Source organism: Microbacterium sp. MM2322, from assembly GCF_964186585.1.
In the GTDB taxonomy this organism is placed as follows: Bacteria; Actinomycetota; Actinomycetes; order Actinomycetales; family Microbacteriaceae; genus Microbacterium.
In genome coordinates this window covers 1,811,824-1,830,726 of the sequence record NZ_OZ075067.1, presented here as the reverse complement: position 1 = coordinate 1,830,726, position 18,903 = coordinate 1,811,824, and the positions used below count along the sequence as shown (strand labels likewise).

General features: G+C 69.2%; 20 protein-coding genes. 8 read left to right on the top strand and 12 right to left on the bottom strand.

Annotation, left to right across the window (positions count from 1 at the left end):
* Positions 1-176: 176 nt before the first annotated feature.
* Entirely contained in the window at positions 177-1,532 is a 1,356-nt protein-coding gene (locus tag ABQ271_RS08995) for a PhoH family protein (protein WP_349308438.1), read from the top strand.
* Positions 1,533-1,597: 65 nt separating this feature from the next.
* On the opposite strand, the gene ABQ271_RS08990 is transcribed toward ABQ271_RS08995, so the two are convergent.
* The 7 genes from ABQ271_RS08990 to xseA all read right to left on the bottom strand — a co-directional run bounded on the left by ABQ271_RS08990 (position 1,598) and on the right by xseA (position 7,487).
* A complete protein-coding gene (locus ABQ271_RS08990; protein WP_349308437.1) occupies positions 1,598-2,254 on the bottom strand; it encodes a response regulator transcription factor in 657 nt (218 codons plus the stop codon).
* Entirely contained in the window at positions 2,251-3,231 is a 981-nt protein-coding gene (locus ABQ271_RS08985) for a HAMP domain-containing sensor histidine kinase (RefSeq protein ID WP_349308436.1), read from the bottom strand. Before ABQ271_RS08985 ends, ABQ271_RS08990 begins: the two co-directional genes overlap by 4 nt.
* A 10-nt stretch (positions 3,232-3,241) precedes the next feature.
* Complete coding sequence (locus tag ABQ271_RS08980) at positions 3,242-4,639, bottom strand: class II fumarate hydratase (RefSeq protein WP_349308435.1); 1,398 nt, start codon at positions 4,637-4,639, stop codon at positions 3,242-3,244.
* Between the two features lie 62 nt (positions 4,640-4,701).
* Positions 4,702-5,340 carry a carbonic anhydrase gene (locus ABQ271_RS08975; protein ID WP_349308434.1) on the bottom strand — a complete coding sequence of 213 codons (639 nt, stop codon included), beginning with the start codon at positions 5,338-5,340 and terminating at the stop codon, positions 4,702-4,704.
* Positions 5,337-5,960: a DUF4245 family protein gene (locus tag ABQ271_RS08970; RefSeq protein ID WP_349308433.1), complete on the bottom strand. Its 624-nt coding sequence runs from the start codon at positions 5,958-5,960 to the stop codon at positions 5,337-5,339. Before ABQ271_RS08970 ends, ABQ271_RS08975 begins: the two co-directional genes overlap by 4 nt.
* Entirely contained in the window at positions 5,960-6,181 is a 222-nt protein-coding gene (locus ABQ271_RS08965; protein ID WP_349308432.1) for an exodeoxyribonuclease VII small subunit, read from the bottom strand. The genes ABQ271_RS08970 and ABQ271_RS08965 overlap by 1 nt, the downstream gene beginning before the upstream one ends.
* A 10-nt stretch (positions 6,182-6,191) precedes the next feature.
* On the bottom strand, positions 6,192-7,487 hold the full coding sequence (xseA, locus tag ABQ271_RS08960) for an exodeoxyribonuclease VII large subunit (RefSeq protein ID WP_349308431.1): 1,296 nt from the start codon (positions 7,485-7,487) through the stop codon (positions 6,192-6,194).
* Positions 7,488-7,572: 85 nt separating this feature from the next.
* On the opposite strand from xseA, the gene ABQ271_RS08955 reads away from it, so the two are divergent.
* From ABQ271_RS08955 to ABQ271_RS08945, 3 genes are all read left to right on the top strand, one after another.
* Entirely contained in the window at positions 7,573-8,607 is a 1,035-nt protein-coding gene (locus ABQ271_RS08955; RefSeq protein WP_349310878.1) for a 4-hydroxy-3-methylbut-2-enyl diphosphate reductase, read from the top strand.
* On the top strand, positions 8,604-9,128 hold the full coding sequence (locus ABQ271_RS08950) for a DUF6264 family protein (RefSeq protein WP_349308430.1): 525 nt from the start codon (positions 8,604-8,606) through the stop codon (positions 9,126-9,128). The genes ABQ271_RS08955 and ABQ271_RS08950 overlap by 4 nt, the downstream gene beginning before the upstream one ends.
* Positions 9,129-9,236: 108 nt before the next feature.
* Positions 9,237-10,979, top strand: coding sequence for a peptidoglycan DD-metalloendopeptidase family protein (locus ABQ271_RS08945; protein ID WP_349308429.1), 1,743 nt, complete (start codon positions 9,237-9,239; stop codon positions 10,977-10,979).
* A 58-nt stretch (positions 10,980-11,037) separates the two neighbouring features.
* On the opposite strand, the gene fbaA is transcribed toward ABQ271_RS08945, so the two are convergent.
* Positions 11,038-12,069, bottom strand: a complete 1,032-nt coding sequence (gene fbaA / locus ABQ271_RS08940) for a class II fructose-bisphosphate aldolase (protein WP_349308428.1) — start codon at positions 12,067-12,069, stop codon at positions 11,038-11,040.
* Between the two features lie 183 nt (positions 12,070-12,252).
* Between fbaA and glpX the strand changes: the two genes are divergently transcribed.
* The gene (gene glpX / locus ABQ271_RS08935) at positions 12,253-13,242 is read left to right on the top strand and encodes a class II fructose-bisphosphatase (RefSeq protein WP_349308427.1); all 990 of its coding nucleotides are present in this window, start codon (positions 12,253-12,255) and stop codon (positions 13,240-13,242) included.
* A gap of 137 nt (positions 13,243-13,379) precedes the next feature.
* The gene (locus ABQ271_RS08930) at positions 13,380-13,661 is read left to right on the top strand and encodes a hypothetical protein (RefSeq protein WP_349308426.1); all 282 of its coding nucleotides are present in this window, start codon (positions 13,380-13,382) and stop codon (positions 13,659-13,661) included.
* Here the strand turns inward: ABQ271_RS08930 and ABQ271_RS08925 are convergent.
* Together ABQ271_RS08925 and ABQ271_RS08920 are read right to left on the bottom strand one after the other, a co-directional pair.
* A complete protein-coding gene (locus tag ABQ271_RS08925; RefSeq protein WP_349310877.1) occupies positions 13,639-14,928 on the bottom strand; it encodes a DNA recombination protein RmuC in 1,290 nt (429 codons plus the stop codon). The two genes, ABQ271_RS08930 and ABQ271_RS08925, sit on opposite strands and share 23 nt — an antisense overlap.
* 59 nt (positions 14,929-14,987) lie before the next feature.
* Positions 14,988-15,578: a 3'-5' exonuclease gene (locus tag ABQ271_RS08920; protein ID WP_349308425.1), complete on the bottom strand. Its 591-nt coding sequence runs from the start codon at positions 15,576-15,578 to the stop codon at positions 14,988-14,990.
* A gap of 109 nt (positions 15,579-15,687) precedes the next feature.
* Here ABQ271_RS08920 and ychF point away from each other — a divergent pair, with 109 nt between their 5' ends.
* Together ychF and ABQ271_RS08910 are read left to right on the top strand one after the other, a co-directional pair.
* Positions 15,688-16,761, top strand: coding sequence for a redox-regulated ATPase YchF (gene ychF / locus ABQ271_RS08915; protein ID WP_349308424.1), 1,074 nt, complete (start codon positions 15,688-15,690; stop codon positions 16,759-16,761).
* 10 nt (positions 16,762-16,771) lie between these two features.
* Positions 16,772-17,545 carry an alpha/beta fold hydrolase gene (locus ABQ271_RS08910; RefSeq protein WP_349308423.1) on the top strand — a complete coding sequence of 258 codons (774 nt, stop codon included), beginning with the start codon at positions 16,772-16,774 and terminating at the stop codon, positions 17,543-17,545.
* 15 nt (positions 17,546-17,560) lie between these two features.
* On the opposite strand, the gene ABQ271_RS08905 is transcribed toward ABQ271_RS08910, so the two are convergent.
* Both ABQ271_RS08905 and ABQ271_RS08900 read right to left on the bottom strand, forming a co-directional pair.
* Positions 17,561-18,493 carry a helix-turn-helix transcriptional regulator gene (locus ABQ271_RS08905; RefSeq protein ID WP_349308422.1) on the bottom strand — a complete coding sequence of 311 codons (933 nt, stop codon included), beginning with the start codon at positions 18,491-18,493 and terminating at the stop codon, positions 17,561-17,563.
* 17 nt (positions 18,494-18,510) lie between these two features.
* Entirely contained in the window at positions 18,511-18,843 is a 333-nt protein-coding gene (locus ABQ271_RS08900; RefSeq protein ID WP_349308421.1) for an ATP-dependent DNA ligase, read from the bottom strand.
* Between the last annotated feature and the right edge of the window lie 60 nt (positions 18,844-18,903).

Below are 18,903 nucleotides of genomic sequence, written 5' to 3'. Positions count from 1 at the left end.
CGGGAAGTTCACGCGCGCGTCACATCCGGCGGCGTGTCGCGGTGCCCGAGTTTTGCCGGGGGCGCCTACGTTCATCCCAACGGGCAAAGCGCCCGTCGAGTCGGCCTCTCACGACTCGTGACCCCAGGTCGACTCGTGACTGCCGGGTGGGTTCCCACCCGGGGCGGGAGTGGGTTGTGACCACACGAGCACCTGAGAAGCAGCGTTACCAGGACGAGTCCGCGGAAGCGGCAGAGGACCAGGATCTCCGCACCTACGTGCTGGACACCTCCGTCCTTCTGAGCGATCCGCGCGCACTGTTCCGCTTCGCTGAGCACTCCGTCGTGCTGCCGGTCGTCGTCGTCACCGAGCTGGAGCGCAAGCGACACGACCCCGAGATCGGCTACTTCGCGCGGCAAGCCCTGCGCCACCTCGACGAACTGCGCGTCGAGCACGGTCGACTCGACTTCCCGGTGCCCGTCGGTGAGGACGGCACGCTCCGCGTCGAACTCACGAACACCGATCCGACCGTTCTGCCCGCCGGGATGCGGCTGGGCGACAACGACACCCGCATCCTGTCGGTCGCGATGCACTTGAGCCAGGAGGGACAGGCCGTCACGGTCGTCTCGAAGGACCTGCCGATGCGCGTCAAGGCCGCCTCTCTCGGCCTGCACGCCGAGGAGTACCTCGCCGAGCAGGCCGTCGACTCGGGGTGGACGGGGATCGCCTCCATCGACCTCTCGGGCGACGAGGTGAGCGACCTCTACGACAGCGAGGTGGGCGTGAGCGAGGACGTGCGCGGGCTCCCCGTCAACACGGGCCTCGTCATCCACTCGGAGCGCGGGTCCGCGCTGGGCAGGGTCACCGGTGACGGGTCGTACAAGCTTGTCCGCGGCGATCGGGACGTCTTCGGCCTGCACGGTCGGTCCGCCGAACAGCGCATCGCCATCGACCTGCTCTCCGACCCGGAGGTGGGAATCGTGTCGCTCGGTGGACGGGCCGGTACCGGGAAGTCGGCGCTCGCGCTCTGCGCAGGCCTCCAATCGGTGCTCGAGCAGCAGCAGCAGAAGAAGATCATCGTCTTCCGTCCGCTGTTCGCCGTCGGCGGCCAGGAGCTCGGCTACCTGCCCGGCGATCAGCAGGAGAAGATGAATCCCTGGGGCCAGGCGGTGTTCGACACGCTCGGATCCGTGGTGACGGGCAACGTCCTCGAGGAGGTCGTCGCGCGGGGATTGCTCGAAGTCATGCCGCTCACCCACATCCGTGGCCGGTCGCTGCACGACGCGTTCGTGATCGTCGACGAGGCGCAGTCGTTGGAACGGAACGTCCTGCTCACCGTCCTCAGCCGCATCGGCCAGAACTCCCGCGTCGTGCTGACCCATGACGTCGGGCAGCGCGACAACCTGCGGGTGGGGCGTCACGACGGCATCGCGTCGGTCATCGAGACTCTCAAGGGTCACGACCTGTTCGGCCATGTGACGCTCATGCGGTCGGAGCGCTCGGCGATCGCTGCCCTCGTCACCGATCTGCTGGAGGCCGGGGAGCTCAGCTGACTCCCGGCCCTGTCACGCATGACGCCCCCGACCCTGCGTCCGGGGGCGTCATGCTTTCCAGCGCGTCACTCCCAGCGGTAGCCCTCGCCGCGCACGGTCACGATGTGGTCGGCGCCGAGCTTGGCGCGGAGGTAGCGGACGTAGACGTCGACGACGTTCGAGCCGGGATCGAAGTCCAGACCCCAGACGCGGCTCAGGAGCACCTCGCGGGTGAGCACCTCGCCCGCGTTCCGGAGGAACTGCTCAGCGAGCGCGAACTCGCGCGTCGAGAGTTCCACCTCGCGGCCGTCGACGGTGGCGCGGCGCGACAGGATGTCGAGAGTCACGCTGCCGCGGGTGAGCGAGGTCGGCGCGAGGGCCGCGCTGTCGCGCAGCCGCGAACGCACGCGCGCCATCAGCTCGGCGACCGCGAACGGCTTCGGGACATAGTCGCTGGCCCCGGCATCCAACCCCTCGATCGTGTCGCTCGTGCCGCTGCGCGCCGTCAGCATGATGACCGGTGTCGTGTGACCGGCCCCGCGGAGCTCTCGGAGGACGTCGAACCCGTCCATCGTGGGGAGCCCGACATCGAGCACGATGAGGTCGATATCGCCGGCGAGTGCGAGCTCGAGAGCCTCGGGACCGTCCTCCACGCCGACCGCGTCGAACCCCTCCGCATGCACGGCGCGCGAGACGAGCGACACGATATGCGGTTCGTCGTCGACGATCAGGATGCGGGTCATTCAGTGGCCTCTCGCTGCAGCAGCACGTCGCCGGCGCGGATGGGGGACGGCAACGCCCCCCGGGTGCCGATCGGTATCTCCAGGGTGAACGTAGCACCGCCGCCGGGCGTGTCGGCCAATGCGCATCGCCCGCCGTGCGCCTTGGCGATGGCGTCGACGATCGCGAGGCCCAACCCGGACCCCCCGACGTGACGCTTGCCGACCCCACGGTCGAAGCGGCGGAAGATCCGGTGACGCACCGCGGGAGGGATGCCGGGGCCGTGGTCGCGGACCCAGAGCTCTGCACCCGCCGCGTGGACCGCGCTGCCGATCTCGATAGTGGTCCCGGCGGGGGAGTACTTCGCCGCATTGTCGGCGAGCTGCACCCAGGCCTGCAGCAGACGGTCGCCGTCGGCGCGGATCACTGCATCGGCGGACTGTTCGACGCGCCACACATGGTCCCCGATGACGCCGACCATCTCGGAGACCCGCAGTGTGAGAGCGGCGAGGTCCACCTCTCCGGTGGAGAGCTGACCGCCCTCGACGGCGGCAAGCACGTCGATATCGCCGATGAGTCGCGTCATCCGGTCCAGTTCCGCCATGCCGAGTGTCCGGATCGCCTCGACGTCGTCGGAATCGGCGGCATCCATCATCTCGAGGTGGCCGCGCACGATCGTGATCGGCGTCTTCAGTTCGTGGCGGACGTCGTCGAGCAGGCGCTGCTGCGCCTCGAACGCACCCTCGACCGTCTCGCCGGCGGACAACGTGGCGAGGCTGCGTCGCTCCAGGACCGCCCAGCCGACCGTGCCGATCCCGGCCAGCGCCGGGACGGCCGCGACCGCCCAGGCCACGGCGGTCCATCCGGCGGCCTCGGGCGCGGTGAGGAGCACGACGACGAACGCCGCCGCACCGACGCCGACGAGGCCCGCCGAGGCGACTGCGAGAAGGATCCCGAGTCCCGGCGTGCCCCGTCGCGGTGGTGCGGCGGCGCTGTTCACGCTCCGATTATCAACCAGGGTGGGTCATCGAGAGGAGGTCGAGCTTTTCGTCGAGCTGCTGCTCGGTGAGCTCGCCGCGTTCGACGTACCCGAGTTCGATGACGGCGTCGCGAACCGTGATGCCCTTGGCGACCGAGTACTTCGCGATCTTCGCGGCTGCTTCGTACCCGATGAGCTTGTTCAGCGGAGTGACGATCGACGGCGACATGCCGGCATAGGCCGCCGCCCGCTCGACGTTCGCCTCGAGGCCCGACACGGTCTTGTCGGCGAGCACGCGCATCGCGTTGGAGAGCAGCCGGATCGACTCGAGGAGCGCTGTACCCATGACGGGGATCGCGACGTTGAGTTCGAACGACCCGGATGCCCCGGCCCACGCGACCGTCGCATCGTTGCCGATGACGCGGGCCGCGACCATGAGCGTCGCCTCCGGGACGACGGGGTTGACCTTGCCCGGCATGATCGATGAGCCGGGCTGCAGGTCGGGGATGTGGATCTCGCCGAGTCCCGTGTTGGGCCCCGACCCCATCCAGCGGATGTCGTTGTTGATCTTGGTCAGCGAGACCGCGATGGTGCGGAGCGCTCCGGATGCTTCGACGAGCCCGTCGCGGTTGGCCTGTGCTTCGAAGTGGTCCTTGGCCTCGGTGATCGGCAGCTCGGTCTCTGCGGCGAGCAGCTCGATGACCTTCTGCGGGAATCCGAGGGGCGTGTTGATGCCGGTACCGACAGCGGTGCCGCCGAGGGGCACCTCGCCCACGCGGGGGAGGACGGACTGCACGCGCTCGATGCCGAGTCGCATCTGCCGGGCGTACCCGCCGAACTCCTGACCGAGCGTCACAGGAGTCGCGTCCATGAGGTGCGTGCGCCCGCTCTTGACGACGCTCTTCCACGCCTCCGCCTTCTCCTCGAGCGCGACCGCGAGGTGGTCGAGGGCGGGGATCAGGTCGTCGATGAGGGCCTGCGTCACGGCGATGTGCACGGAGGTCGGGAAGACATCGTTCGATGACTGCGACGCATTGACGTGGTCGTTCGGGTGGACCGTGGCGCCGAGCTTCTGCGTCGCGAGGGTCGCGAGGACCTCGTTCATGTTCATGTTCGACGAGGTTCCCGAACCGGTCTGGTAGGTGTCGACCGGGAAGTGCACGTCGTACGCGCCGGTGACGACCTCGTCGGCCGCCCACGCGATGGCGTCGGCGATCGCACCGTCGAGCGTGCCCAGATCCTTGTTCGCGAGGGCTGCGGCCTTCTTGATGCGTGCCAGCGCGGCGATCTGCGTCGATTCGAGACCAGACCCCGAGATGGGGAAGTTCTCGACGGCTCGCTGCGTCTGAGCGGCGTAGAGCGCGTCCTTCGGCACTCGTACCTCGCCCATCGTGTCGTGCTCGATGCGGTAATCGGTCTCGTCAGTCATGGTCGTTCACGTCCTCGTTTCACGTGCCTGCGGATAGGAAAGCGGATAGGGAAAGCGAAGGGTCAGCCGGCTTCGCCGACGACGACGTCCGGAATCGCGGTGCCGTCGGCGAGACGGTAGTTCGCGCCGACCACGGCGAGTCGGCCGTCGGCGACCGCGTCGCTGATGAGCTCGGAGGAGTGGAGGATGCCGGCGACCGTGTCACGCAGATGCTCGCGGCCGACCTCTTCCGCGTCCACGGTGGCCGAGCTCGTCCCGGGAGACGCCTGCAGGACGCGGCGGACGGCAGGGACGATCGGCGCGACCTGACGCCAGATCCCGGCCGGGAGAGCGGGGGCGTCGGGGGCGGTCGACTCGATCGCTGCGCGCACGGCGCCGCATTCGTCGTGCCCGAGGACGACGATGAGCGGCACGCCCAAGACGGCGACGGCGTACTCGAGGCTTCCGACCACGGAGTCCGAGATCACCTGTCCGGCGTTGCGGACGACGAACAGGTCGCCCAGCCCCTCGTCGAAGATGATCTCGGCAGCCAGTCGGGAGTCGGAGCACCCGAACAGCGCCGCGGTCGGGCGCTGGACGTGCGCCAGCTCATGGCGACGCTCCGCGTCCTGACGGGGGTGTTCGGGCTCGCCCGCGACGAACCGGCGGTTCCCCGCCAGCATCGAGGACCAGACGTCGGACGGGGTCGGGTTCGCGCTCATCGCGCCTCCTCACGCAGGGTTCTGATCTGATCGCCGAGTCCCTCGGCGACGGTCGTGGCGGCTCCGCGGTCGGTGGATTCCGCGAGACCGATGACGACGGTGTCGGAGCCGATCGTCGTGGCCAGGGCGTAGTCGATCTTCTGGACATCGCTCGCGAGGTCGTACACGTCCCACTCGATTCCGTCGATCGTCGTCGTCTCGGTGGGGGCGTAACCGCCCAGCTCGCGCGACACCCATCCCTCGGGAGCGTCGAAGGCCTGGGTCACCTCGACGAAGCCACGCGGCGGGGCGTAGACAACGCGCCATTCGCCGCCCTCCACCAGCGCCGAGTTGGCCCGCCAGTCGTCTGGCACGGTCGGCACGATGACGCCGTGTCCCGCGGTCTGCTCGGCCGCGACCGCAGAGGCGGTGACGTCTGCTTCAGGGATGTCGGCGGGCGTTCCGCGGGGGACGCCCAGGTACACGACGGCCATGATCCCGAGGCAGACGATGAGGGCCGCGATGAGGTTACGGAAGGTCTTGCTCGACCGGTAGCGCTGCGACGACGCGGCCTTGCGTGCGGCGGTCTCCGCCGGCGTCTCGGGGCGGCCGAGCTCGGCGACGACGCGGGGCTTCGCCATCAGGAGACGGTCCCGCCGTCGGGGCGTGCTTCGTCGAGCCGGCGCTTGGCGCCGAGCAGCCACTCCTCGCAGCGCGCGGCGAGGGCTTCCCCCCGCGTCCACAGGCTGAGCGACTCCTCGAGCGTCGGCGAGCCCTGTTCGAGCTTCGCGACCACCTGGACGAGTTCATCTCGGGCCTGTTCGAAAGTGAGGGTCGACACATCGCCCGCGTCGCTCGTCATGCCTCCCATCCTAGATCGCGGAGCCGGCCGCATCCGCGCCGGTCTCGGCGATCTCGCCCGCGGAGCGTGCCGCGAACGAGCCGCGTCCGACCGTCACGACGACGTCCGTTCCGGTGGGTGCCTGCTCCGCGTCGCGGATGATCCCGCCGCCGGGAAGATGGGCGATCGCGTAGCCCCGGTCGAGCGTCGCACCGGGGGAGAGGGCCCGCAGGGATGCCCGGAGTTCCGCCGTCGACCGGGCCGCGGCATCCCACCGCCGTGCCATGACGTCGCGACCTCGCGAGGACAGCGCGACGACTTCCTGCGCGCGGCCGGTCAGCATCGATTCGGGGTCGCGCAGGACAGGACGCGAGCGCAGCTGTGCGAGCGCGGCGATGTCGTGCGCGACGCGCTGCGTGAGGCGAGTGCGTGCGCGGCTTCGCAGCTGCTGGACGAGCGCGCGCTGCTCGGACACATCCGGCACGACTCGCTTGGCGGCGTCGGTCGGCGTCGACGCACGGAGATCGGCGACCTCGTCGAGGAGCGGGTGGTCGTTCTCGTGACCGATCGCTGAGACGACGGGAGTGGATGCCGCGGCCACCGCACGGACGAGCCGCTCGTCGCTGAAGCCCAGGAGCGACTGCGGGTCTCCGCCGCCGCGCGCGATGATGATGACGTCGACCTCAGGGTCATCGTCGAGGGTGCGGAGGGCAGCCAGGGTCTCGGGGACGCAACGGTCGCCCTGAACGGCGGCGTGGACGGTGCGGAACTGCACGTGCGGCCAGCGCAGCTCGGCATTGCGGTGCACGTCCTTCTCCGCGTCGCTTCGCTCACCCGTGATGAGGCCGATGACGTGGGGGAGGAAGGGGAGGGCCTTCTTCCGAGCCGGATCGAACAAGCCCTCCGCGCGAAGTGTCGCGCGGAGCCGCTCGAGCCGCTCGAGCTGGTCGCCGAGGCCGGTGTGACGCATCGCCGAGACGGTGAAGCTGAAGTCGCCGGTCTTGACGAAGTAGTCGGCCTTCACGCAGGCGACGACCCGGTCGCCGACCTTGAGGTCGCCCGGAGTGCGCTGCAGGGTCGAGGACCACATGCGGAACGAGAGCATGCCATCACCGGCGGCATCCTTCAGACGTCCGAAGACGTGACCGCCGCGCAGGTTCCAGGCGGTGATCTCGCCCTCGACCCACACGGCTCCCCACTTCTGGACGAAGTCGCGGATGGTCTCGTTGAGGCGGGAAACCGAGGTCGGGGTGTCGGGGGAGGAGTCCCGCGGGTGCACGGCATCCGGCGGAGGAACGGCGCCCGCCTCGGTTTGGAAAGTCGTCACGGACACCCATCTTGGTGCACACGTCCCCCACCCAGCCGGGGGTTCGTACAATCAAGGGGTGACTTCACCTGCCGTTTCGCTGCCGATGCCCCGGATCCCGGGTGCCCGCGGGCGGCTCGTCGACCTTCCCGTCCAGGGCGCCAAGCGCGTCCTCCTCGCCGCTCCCCGCGGTTACTGCGCGGGAGTCGACCGCGCCGTCATCGCCGTCGAGAAGGCGCTGGAGCGCTACGGCGCGCCGGTCTACGTCCGCAAGCAGATCGTCCACAACATCCACGTCGTGACCGAGCTCGAGTCGATGGGGGCGATCTTTGTCGACGAGGTCGACGAGGTGCCCGAGGGCGCGCATGTCGTCTTCAGCGCCCACGGCGTCTCTCCGGCGGTCGTCAACGCCGCTGCCGACCGCGGTCTTCAGGCGATCGACGCGACCTGTCCTCTGGTGACGAAGGTCCACCGCGAGGCGGTCCGCTTCGCTCGGGATGACTTCGAGATCTTGCTCATCGGGCACGACGGCCACGAAGAAGTTGAAGGCACGGCCGGCGAGGCGCCCGATCACGTCACCGTCGTGAACTCGCCCGAAGAGGCCGACACCGTCGTCGTGAAGGACCCCGACAAGGTCGTGTGGCTGTCGCAGACGACGCTCTCGGTCGACGAGACGATGGACACCGTTCGCCGGCTTCGCGAGCGGTTCCCCAACTTGCAGGATCCGCCCTCCGATGACATCTGCTACGCGACCCAAAACCGTCAGGTGGCGATCAAGAAGGTGTCGAAGGATGCCGATCTCGTGATCGTCGTCGGGTCGGCCAACTCGTCGAACAGCGTGCGTCTGGTCGAGGTCGCCCTCGAGTACGGCGCGAAGGCCGCCTACCGAGTCGACTACTCGCACGAGATCAAGCAGGAGTGGCTCGACGGTGTCGAAACGGTCGGTGTCACGTCGGGTGCGTCGGTTCCCGAGGTGCTCGTAACCGAGGTGCTCGAAGATCTGGCGGGCGCGGGGTACCGCGACGTCGCCGAGGTGAAGACCGCGGAGGAAGACCTGATGTTCTCCCTCCCGAAGGAACTCCGCCAGGATCTCGAAGGACGCCGCGACGAGCGCGCCCTCGGGGGGCGGAACCGCTCGTGAGCGACGAGCCCCGGCCGCGACCGCAGTACGGGGAGTACGCGACGCCCGAGGAGCAGCGGGCGGCGATCCGGAGTCCCGAACCGGAGCCGGCGGCATCCGCTGATCCTCCGCATCCGCCGACCGCCCCCGCCACGACCGTCGCTGCACGGCCGACTCGCGTGGCTGACCGCGTGATCACGCTGGCGCTCCTCGCCTACGGTCTCGTCACGGTCATCAGTGCGATTCCGCAATTGGTCGACTTCAGCGAGTTCGCGAAGACATGGATGACGGTCGCCGGCGTCGAGGGCGAGTTCACCAACACGGCCCAGGGCGCTCTGTGGGGCGGTATCGGCGCCACGGTGTTCGCGGTCGGATGGCTTCTCACCGCGGTCTTGGCGTGGTGGTCGCTGGCGCGGGGCAAGCTGAGCTGGTGGATCCCCCTCGTCGGGGCGATCGTCACCTTCCTCATCGTCAGTGTCTGCCTCGTCGTGCCGCTGTTCGGCGACGACGCTCTTGTGCGAGGGCTCACGCTCGGGGCGTGATCTGCTGGCCGCCGCAGCGCGGCGGGGAGGTTGGAGGACAGGCTCCTCACCTGGTACTTTTGCGGTTGCTGCGGGTTCTCCCTCGCGCGCTCTGTTCGAGAGGGAACCGTGACCGGCACATCTCGGAGGTTCGCCTCCACCGCCATCGCCGCAGTGTCGCTGTTCGCGCTCCTGTTGTCCGGGCCGAGCATCGCGGTCGCCGCTGAAACCCCGCGGCCAGCCGCCACCGGGACGGCGTCGCCGTCCGCTTCTCTTCCGCTCACCGCAGGCACGGTCAGCGTCTCCGGCAGCCCGTCGGTCGGTGCCACGCTCACAGCCTCGGTCGTCGGCTTCGGTCCCGCCCCCGTCGCCACCGCCTACCAGTGGCTTCGCGGGAGCGCGGCGATCACCGGTGCGACCGGTGCGAAGTACACGACGACGGCTGCGGATGCCGGAGCGACGGTCTCCGTCCGCATCACCGTCACGAAGTCGGGTTACGCCCCCCTCGTCCGCACGAGCGCGGGGGTCGCCGTCGCCCGCGTCCTCGGTGCGCCGTCGGGCGTGACGGTCTCCGGCACGGGAACGGTCGGATCGACGCTGACGGCAGCGCCCGGTACCTGGGCCCCTGCGGGCGTGGCCCTCGGCTATCAGTGGTTACGCAGCGGCATCCCGATCTCCGGCGCGACGGCGCGCACGTACCGACTGGTCGGCGCCGATGCGGGAGCCGCCGTCTCGGTGCGTGTCACCGGGACGAAGGCGGGGTACACCTCAGCCGCCCGGGCCTCGGCACCGGTCCGCGTGGTGGCGACCTTCTCCTCGACGCCGAAATCGACGATCAGTGGAACGGCCGCGTCGGGCAGGGTCCTGACCGTCAACCCGGGTACGTGGCAGCCGGCCCCGGCCGAGCTCCTCGTCCAGTGGCGGGTCGACGGCAATCCGGTCGAGGGTGCGACGGGCAGAACATGGGAGGTCCCGACGTGGGTCGCGGGACGCTCGGTCTCCGTGTCGGTGACCGCCAACCGTCCCGCCTACCGCTCCGCGACGGCGACCTCCGCCGCCAAGGCGGTGTCCTGGTCGCTCGGCACGTTCATGCCACCGGGCACGACACTCCGGCCCGGGGTGCGGCTGACGTCGCCCGACGGCCGCTATGCCTTCGGCAGCCTGGGTGACGGCAACGTCGCGCTGACGCGCGGGTACGCGCTCGTCCGCACCGCGAGAACGACCGGAGCGCTCGATGGGCGGCTCACCTTCACGACCGACGGCGAACTGCTTCTGCTGGACCAGTACGACGTCGCGATGTGGAGCTCGCGAAGCGGAGGACTCGGGGCGACCGGCGCCGTCCTCGGCAACGACGGCGTCCTCCGCCTCATCGACGGCAACGGCGACAGCGTCTGGACGAGCGCTCAGATGGCGGCGCAGCCCGACGCGACGGCAGCCGCGGCATCCGTTCCCGGCCGTTTCGGATGGGCCTACCCACTTCGGCCCACGGGGAAGTTCACGACGTACTCCGGTCACAGCGGCGACGACATCTCCGCTCCGACAGGAACCCCGGTCTACACGATGCGCGGAGGCAAGGTCTCGGTTCGCGAAGTGTGGATCCGGTCGGGCTGTCCGTCGTGGGCGCCGAACAAGACGAAGCAGAAAGAGGTCGTCGTCACCTCGACCGTCGACGGTACGCGCCTCGAGCAGGTCTACGCCCACTTGAGCGCCTTCTCGGTCAAGACGGGCCAGACCGTCGCGGCGGGGCAGCGCATCGGAGCCGTCGGCTCGACGGGCTGCTCGACCGGCCCTCACCTTCACACGGCGTTCACCGTCGACGGCGTCAGGTACTCGCTGTACCCGAGGGACGTCCTCGGTACCGCCACGTACTGAGTCCTCACGACGAAGCCCCGGTCCACGAGGGACCGGGGCTTCGTCGCTTCCGCCAGGGTCAGACGCCGAGCGACTTGCCTGCCGAGCCGAGCTGCTGCGTGGCCGCGACGACGCGCTCGGCCATCGAGGACTCCGCGACCTTGCCCCACGCGCGGGGGTCGTACTGCTTCTTGTTGCCGACCTCGCCGTCGAGCTTCAGCACGCCTTCGTAGTTGGCGAACATGAAGCCGGCGACCGAGCGGGTGAAGGCGTACTGCGTGTCCGTGTCGATGTTCATCTTCACGACGCCGTTGCTGACAGCGACCGCGATCTCCTCATCCGACGAACCGCTGCCGCCGTGGAAGACGAGGTCGAGGGGCTTCGCGCCGGTGCCGAAGTGCGCGGCGATGCCCTCCTGGATCTCGCCGAGGAGCTCGGGGCGGAGCTTGACGCCTCCCGGCTTGTACACGCCGTGGACGTTGCCGAAGGTCAGCGCCGAGATGTAGCGGCCGTTCTCGCCGAGACCGAGGGCTTCGACGGCCTTCGTGACGTCGGCGACGGTGGTGTAGAGCGCGTCGTTCGAGCCCTCGTGCTGAACGCCGTCCTCTTCGCCGCCCACCACGCCGACCTCGATCTCGAGGATCGAGTTGATGTTCTTCATGCGGGGGAGCAGCTGCTTGGCGATCTCGATGTTCTCGTCGAGGGGCACGGCCGAGCCGTCCCACATGTGCGACTGGAAGATCGGGTTGCGTCCGGCCTTGACCTCGGCCTCGGAGGCCTCGATGAGGGGGAGGACGAAGCCCGGGAGGGCGTCCTTGGGGCAGTGGTCGGTGTGGAGGGCGACCGTGATCGGGTAGTTCTTCGCGACCTCGGTGACGTACGCGGCGAACGCGAGCGCGCCGGTGGCGCGTCCCTTGACGGTGTGTCCGGCGAAGTAGTCGGCGCCGCCGGTGGTGACCTGGAGGATGCCGTCGGAGCCGGCCTCGGTCAGGCCCTGGAGGACGGCGTTGATGGTCTGCGAGCTCGAGACGTTGATCGCGGGGTAGGCGAAGCCGCCTGCCTTCGCGCGGTCCAGCATGTCGGCGTACTGGTCGGGTGTGGCGACGGGCATGTCAGCTCCTCGGAGAAGTCGGTGATTCCCCGCAACTCTATCGAAGGGATGCGGTCGCCTCCGGTGCGGTTCGCCGCATCGAGAAGCGGCGCTGTCTTCGCGGGCGGAAAGATTCGCCGTTCCTTCGCCTCGCCGACGTCGGAAACGGGGTGTTCACGGGGTGGGCGGTCTTAGGCTGAGCCCATGGTGAGCCTGACTGCCGACATGAGTCCGCTGCATCCCGACCGAAACCTCGCGCTCGAGCTCGTCCGCGCGACGGAAGCGGCCGCGATCCGATCCGTTCCCTTCATCGGGCGCGGGAAGAAGGAACTCGCCGACGGCGCCGCGGTCGACGCGATGCGGGCGTTCCTGACGACTGTCAACTTCGACGGGGTGATCGTCATCGGCGAGGGTGAGAAGGACAACGCGCCGATGCTGTTCAACGGCGAGCGTGTCGGCACGGGGCGCGGCCCGCAGTGCGACATCGCCGTCGACCCGATCGACGGTACGACGCTGACGGCGGAGGGCCGCAACAACGCCCTGTCGGTGATCGCGGTCGCCGACCGCGGCGCGATGCTCGACGCCTCGACGGTGTTCTACATGGACAAGATCGTCACGGGGCCTGAGGGTGTCGGCGTCGTCGACATCCGCCTTCCGATCGCGGAGAACATCCGCCGCCTCGCGAAGGCGCTCGACAAGCCGGTCGATGAACTGGTCGTCTCGGTGCTCAACCGTCCCCGACACGCGAAGCTCATCGACGAGATCCGTGAGGCGGGCGCCGGGACCCGCCTGATGAGCGACGGTGACGTCGCCGGCGGCATCAACGCCGCGCGCCACAACGCCCGCACCGACATGTGCGTCGGTATCGGGGGCAGCCCCGAGGGGATCGTCACCGCGTGTGCGATCAAAGCGCTCGGCGGACACATCCAGGGACGACTCTGGGCGCGCGACGACGACGAGAAGCAGCGCGGGATCGATGCGGGGCTGAAGCTCGACGACCACGTCTACGAAGCCGATGACCTCGTGCGCGGGAGCAACACGCTCTTCGTCGCGACGGGCGTCACGAACGGCGAACTCGTCGGCGGCGTCCGGCGAGCCGGTGACTTCGTCTACACCGAGAGCGTGGTCCTCCGCGGCGCCTCCGGCACCCTCCGTCGGATCTCGTCGGAGCACCTCACGTCGAAGTGGCTGTGACGCGTCACCGCGCCGCGCGGGTGCACGGAGGAGACACGCGCTGAGAGCGTCAACCCAGGAACGCAGCCGACCCCTCTGGCACAATGGCCGTGGTGTCAGCGATTCCCGGCACTCGCCACCGCCCCTCAGGAGTTCAGATGTCCACCGCATCCAGCGACCCGCGCACGGGTCAGCTCTCGCTCAACGGTCATCTGCCCGTCACGCCGACAGGGCAGATCCCGATCGTCGGACAGACGACCACCGGGCCGCGTCCGGTCACGGCTCAGATTCCTGTGATCGACGACCCGGCGCGCCGGCCCGACGTGCTGCTGCGGCGACGGATGCCTCCTGGCCACGAGGTCAACGCATGGTGGCTGATCGGTGCGTTCGTCGCCGTGTCGCTCGGCGTCGTCGGCCTCATGACGTTCTTCCCCGCCTGACCCGCTCCTCGTCCGACAGTCGCTCTCGCAGCTCCCCGAGATCGGCGGTCTGATCCAGGCCGTCCAGGAGCTCGGGCGCCGTGAGGCGACGCGTGGTGGATTCGATCGGCGAGGGCGTCGTGAGCGTGTCGAGCTGTGTGTCATCGATGCCGGGGAAGCGTCGCGCGCTGACGAGCACGCGGGTTTCGAGCGAACCGGCGAATCGGTTGTAGCTGTCGACCGTGCGCTCGATGGCGCGGCGGAGGTCATCCGCATGACCGGCGAGAGAGCCGAGGCGGTGGTAGAGCTCGTTGCCGAGATCGAACAGTCTGCGGGCCTCGGTCGACACGTCCTGCTGCGTCCAGGTGTAAGCCACCGTCTTCAGCACGGCCCAGAGGTTCACGGGTGAGGCGAGCGCGACGCGTCGGCCGAACGCGTACTCGAGGAGCGACGGGTCCTCTTCCAGGGCGGCCGCGAGAAGCGACTCGCTGGGGATGAAGCAGACGACGAACTCGGGACTCGACGGCATCCCTGCCCAGTAGCGCTTCTTCGCCAGCGCGTCGATGTGGGTCCGTACGGCGGCGACGTGCTTCGCCAGCAGGCGAGAGCGCCGTGCGCCTTCTTCTCCGACCGCGGTGACCGGAATGGCGCTTGCCTCGAGATAGGCGTCGAAGGGGGCCTTGGCATCGACAGCCAGTGCCTTCTCGCCGGGGAGGCGCACGATCAAGTCGGGTCGCCCGCCCCCGGCATCCGAGGAGATGGAGGTCTGGGTGTCGAAATCGACGTAGCGGATGAGACCGGCCGACTCGACGATCCGTCGAAGCTGCGTCTCGCCCCAGACGCCGCGGGTGCCATTGGAGCGGAGAGCGCCGGCGAGGGATTCGGTCGTGGCGCGCAGCGCTTCGTCGGACTCCTGAGCCTGGCGGAGCTGCTCGGCGAGTGAGCCGAACTGCTCTTGCCGGTCGCGCTCGAGATGATCCACCTTCTGCTGCATGGCGGCGAGGGTCTCCTGGACCGGCGCGAGCGCCCGCAACACGGTCTGCTCGCGTCGTTCCCGTTCGTCTCGGGTGGCCTGTTCGGCGTGGACGCGGCTGGTCACCTCGCGATGGAGCGCACGCTGCTGGTCGAGCTGGGTCTGCAAAGCGTCGCGCGCGGCCTCCGCGGCGGACGCCCGTGCCTGCAGGCCGACTCGCCGGTTCGCTTCGCGCGCGGCGACGAACGCTCCGGCGGCGAGAGCACCCGCGAGGAGGCAGACCAGGGCGAGCACGGTGACGAAGGCGGCATCCATGCGTTCATCGTGCACGAGGCCCCCGACATCGGAGCGCCGCCGCGCGGCCCGGGCCGGGGTCAGGCGGCGGAGGCGGGTACCGGCTGGGGGATCTGGGGGATGCGGACACCCAACAGCATCGCCAACTCGATGAGGTCGCCGGCGCCAGCGCGGGCGGCCGCGTCGATGACGATCTGTGCGCAGGCGAGCGCGTCGGCGGTCGCGTCGTGGTGCGCGAAGTCGAGGTGGCCCGCGGCTGCAGCGACGAACGGCAGACGGTAGGAGGGGAGGTCGTAGGTCTTCCGGGCGACGTGCACGCTGCAGAGGTAGCGCGCGGGCGGTGGGACGTGGCCCGTGGCCTCGCACGCGCTCCGGAGGACGCGCATGTCGAAACCGGCGTTGTGGGCGACGAGGACGTCGTCGCCCACGAAGTCGAGCAGGCGGGGGAGCTGTTCCGACCATGTCTGAGCAGTGTCGACATCGGATGCGCGGATGCCGTGGATGCCGACGTTGATCTCGAAGAAGCGGTCGTGACCGTCGGGCGGCCGGATGAGCCAGCCCTCCGAGGCGACGACACGGCCGTCCCTCACTCTCGCCAGGCCCACCGAGCATGCTGACGCGCTTGAGGAGTTCGCCGTTTCGAAGTCGATCGCGGTGAAGTCCAAGCCCATGTCCTCCACCTTCTCCGCCGAGCGCGCCGTGGGCGCGGAGGCGCGCCGTCACCGTCCCGACGGACCAGGGGCGCAGTGCCGAGGCATCCGCCGCGTAGAGTGGATGCCCGTGGCTCTCACCATCGGAATCGTCGGACTGCCCAACGTCGGCAAGTCCACCCTCTTCAACGCTCTCACCAAGAACGACGTGCTCGCGGCGAACTACCCCTTCGCGACGATCGAGCCGAACGTCGGCGTGGTGAATCTGCCCGACCCGCGGCTGGACACCCTCGCGGAGATCTTCTCCTCGGAGCGCATCCTCCCCGCGACCGTGTCGTTCGTCGACATCGCCGGGATCGTCCGCGGCGCGAGCGAAGGTGAGGGCCTTGGCAACAAGTTCCTCGCCAACATCCGCGAGGCCGACGCCATCGCGCAGGTCGTCCGCGGCTTCGCGGACGACGACGTCGTCCACGTCGACGGGGCCGTGAACCCGAAGAACGACATGGAGACGATCAACGCCGAACTGCAGCTCGCCGACCTCGAAACGCTCGAGAAGGCGATCGTCCGGTACGAGAAGGAAGTCCGCGGCAAGAAGCTCGACCCCGCGGTCCTCGAGGCCGCCAAGGCCGCCCAGGAGGCGCTCCAACGCGGCGAGCTTCTCGCGGCATCCGGTATCGACCTCGCTCCCATCCGCGAGCTCGGCCTTCTCAGCGCGAAGCCGTTCATCTTCGTCTTCAACGTCGACGAGGCCGTTCTGACGGATGCCGCCCGCAAGGCCGAACTCGCCGCGCTCGTCGCGCCGGCGCACGCCGTCTTCCTCGACGCGAAGATCGAGTCCGAGCTCGCCGAGCTCGACCCGGAGGATGCTGCGGAGATGCTGGCTTCGACGGGGCAGGAGGAATCGGGCCTCGACCAGCTCGCCCGCGTCGGCTTCGACACCCTGGGTCTTCAGACGTATCTGACCGCGGGTCCGAAGGAAGCGCGCGCCTGGACGATCGGCAAGGGCTGGAAGGCACCGCAGGCCGCGGGCGTCATCCACACGGACTTCGAGAAGGGCTTCATCAAGGCGGAGGTCATCTCGTTCGAGGACCTCGTCGCGACGGGCTCCGTCCAAGAGGCGCGCGCCAAGGGTAAAGCACGCCTCGAGGGCAAGGACTACGTCATGCAGGACGGCGACGTCGTCGAGTTCCGCTTCAACAACTGAGGAGCCTCCCATGACACAGATTCAGCGCCAGGTGTTCGACGCCGACGCTCGTGCCATCCCGTTCATCGATGAGGGAGAGGGTCCCGCCCTCGTCCTCATCCCCGCTCAGGGCCTCGACGTCGCCTACCTCGGCGGCCTGGCGAGCATCCTCGAGGAGGAGGGCTTCCGCATCGTTCGCATCGGCTCGCGCCGCCCGGGCGGGGCCGCGGCCTCGATGCACGACCTGGCGCAGGACGTCATCGACGTGCTCGACCACCTCGGGATCGGCTCGGCGTGGATCGGCGGGCATGCCTTCGGCGGCGCTGTGGCCCGGACCGTCGCCCTCGACCACGCGGGTCGCGCGAGCGGAGTCCTCCTGCTCGGCGTGGAGGCCACCCGTCCGCTCTCGGACGACGCCGCGCGCGCACTCCGGATCGCCTTCTCAGCGCCGGTGGACGCGCCGGACGCCGACGCCGTCCGCGCGCTCGTCGGCCCCGGTATCGACGTCGCCCTCGCATGGGACGTTTTCGCGCGGTCCCGTGACCTCGACGTCGAGGAGCTGCAGAGCGCGGCCCTCGCATCGACGCCTGTCGCCGAGTGGGCCACGCTCGCGACGTCGCTGCCGATCCTGATCATCCAGGGCTCCGACGACCCCATCACGCCGCCCGCCAACGGTGACGGTTTGCAGGCGACCGCGGCCGACCGCACGAGCGTCGTCCGGCTGCCGGACGCGGGACACCTGTTCCCGATGACGCACCCGGGCGAGACCGCTTTCCAGATCGAGGATTACCTCGGCTGGGATTGAGCTTCTCCCGGGGCGTCAGCTCCGGAGGGTCTCGTGGGGAAGTTCGCCGAACTCCGCCCGGTAGTGCTGCGCGAACCTCGGCAGATGGGCGAAGCCCCAGCGGCGGGCGATCTCGGACACCGTGATCGCGTCGGCATCCGCTGAACGGAGGTCGCGGTGCACGGCGGCGAGCCGGGCAGTGCGGACGTACGATGCCGGCGTGACGCCAAGCGTCCGCTGGAATGCGTTCTGCAGCCCGCGCACGCTGAGCCGGGCCGCCGCGGCGATGTCGGAGACGCTCAGCGGTTCGCCGAGGTGGTCGTCGATGAAGTCCGTCGCACGAGCGACGGCTGCCGAGCCGCCGCCGGAATCGGCCGTCTCGGCATCGATGCCGAAGGTGCTGACCGTCGCGGCGAAGACCGCGTCGACGGCCGCCTGCCGGATGAGGTCGTTGCGCAGGAGCGCATCGTCGTCGAAGATCCGACCGACGTGGGCGATCGTCGATTCCCAGTGGTCCAGGAGGTCCCGCGACAGCGCACCCGTGTGCGGGAAACGTCCCGTGGAGGTCAGATCTCGGCCGGTGAATGCGCTGAGCGCGGCGAGGTCGATGCCGATCGCGTCCGCCTCGACGGTCGACGACCACGTTTCCGCGGAGCCGGGGGTGAGGAGGAAGGGGGCGCTGACATCGAGGGGGGACTCGTTGCACCGCGCGCGTACCCCGCCGCTGTTCACGCGTCCGACGGCCACGTATCCCGAGACATCGACGTGCGCATGGAGGAAGCCCGTCGTGCGAAGGCGCGTGAGCCGCAGCCGTTCGTCTCCGAGGGTCCGCTGGCGCAGCGAGAAGGCGGAATCCGCCTCACGGATGGTCGCGCCCGACGCGACGTACCGGAGGACCTCGCCGGCTGAATCGACGTCGAACGCCTCCCGCATCGTGTCGAGCACGGGGGAGGCGTCGTCAGTGGCCATGGCTCATTTTCACGTACTCAATCCATGGCTTCGCTGAGCGGTCGAGCGGTGGCGCCCTGCGGCTCAGGAACGACGTAGAGGCCTGTCGGAGAATTCGCGACGTGACTGAGCGCATCCAACCAGGCGGGGTTGAGCGAGGGCTGGCGGCTGCCGAAGTACTGCCAGTTGAGGTCAGCCCCCGGATGGAGCCAGACCACCTGGCGACCGTCGCCGAGGCTCTGATCGTTCCGCCACATGAAGGTGAACGCCTCGCCGCGACGCAGCTTCGTCGTGATGACGAGTTGGAGATGCGCGAGGAGACGATCCTCGAATTCCGCTCGGATGCGGTCGTTGTAGATGAACTTGCCCACCAGGGTCCTCTCCGCGTTCGTGATATCCATTATGCGCACATGATCCGGAATGCGCATGAC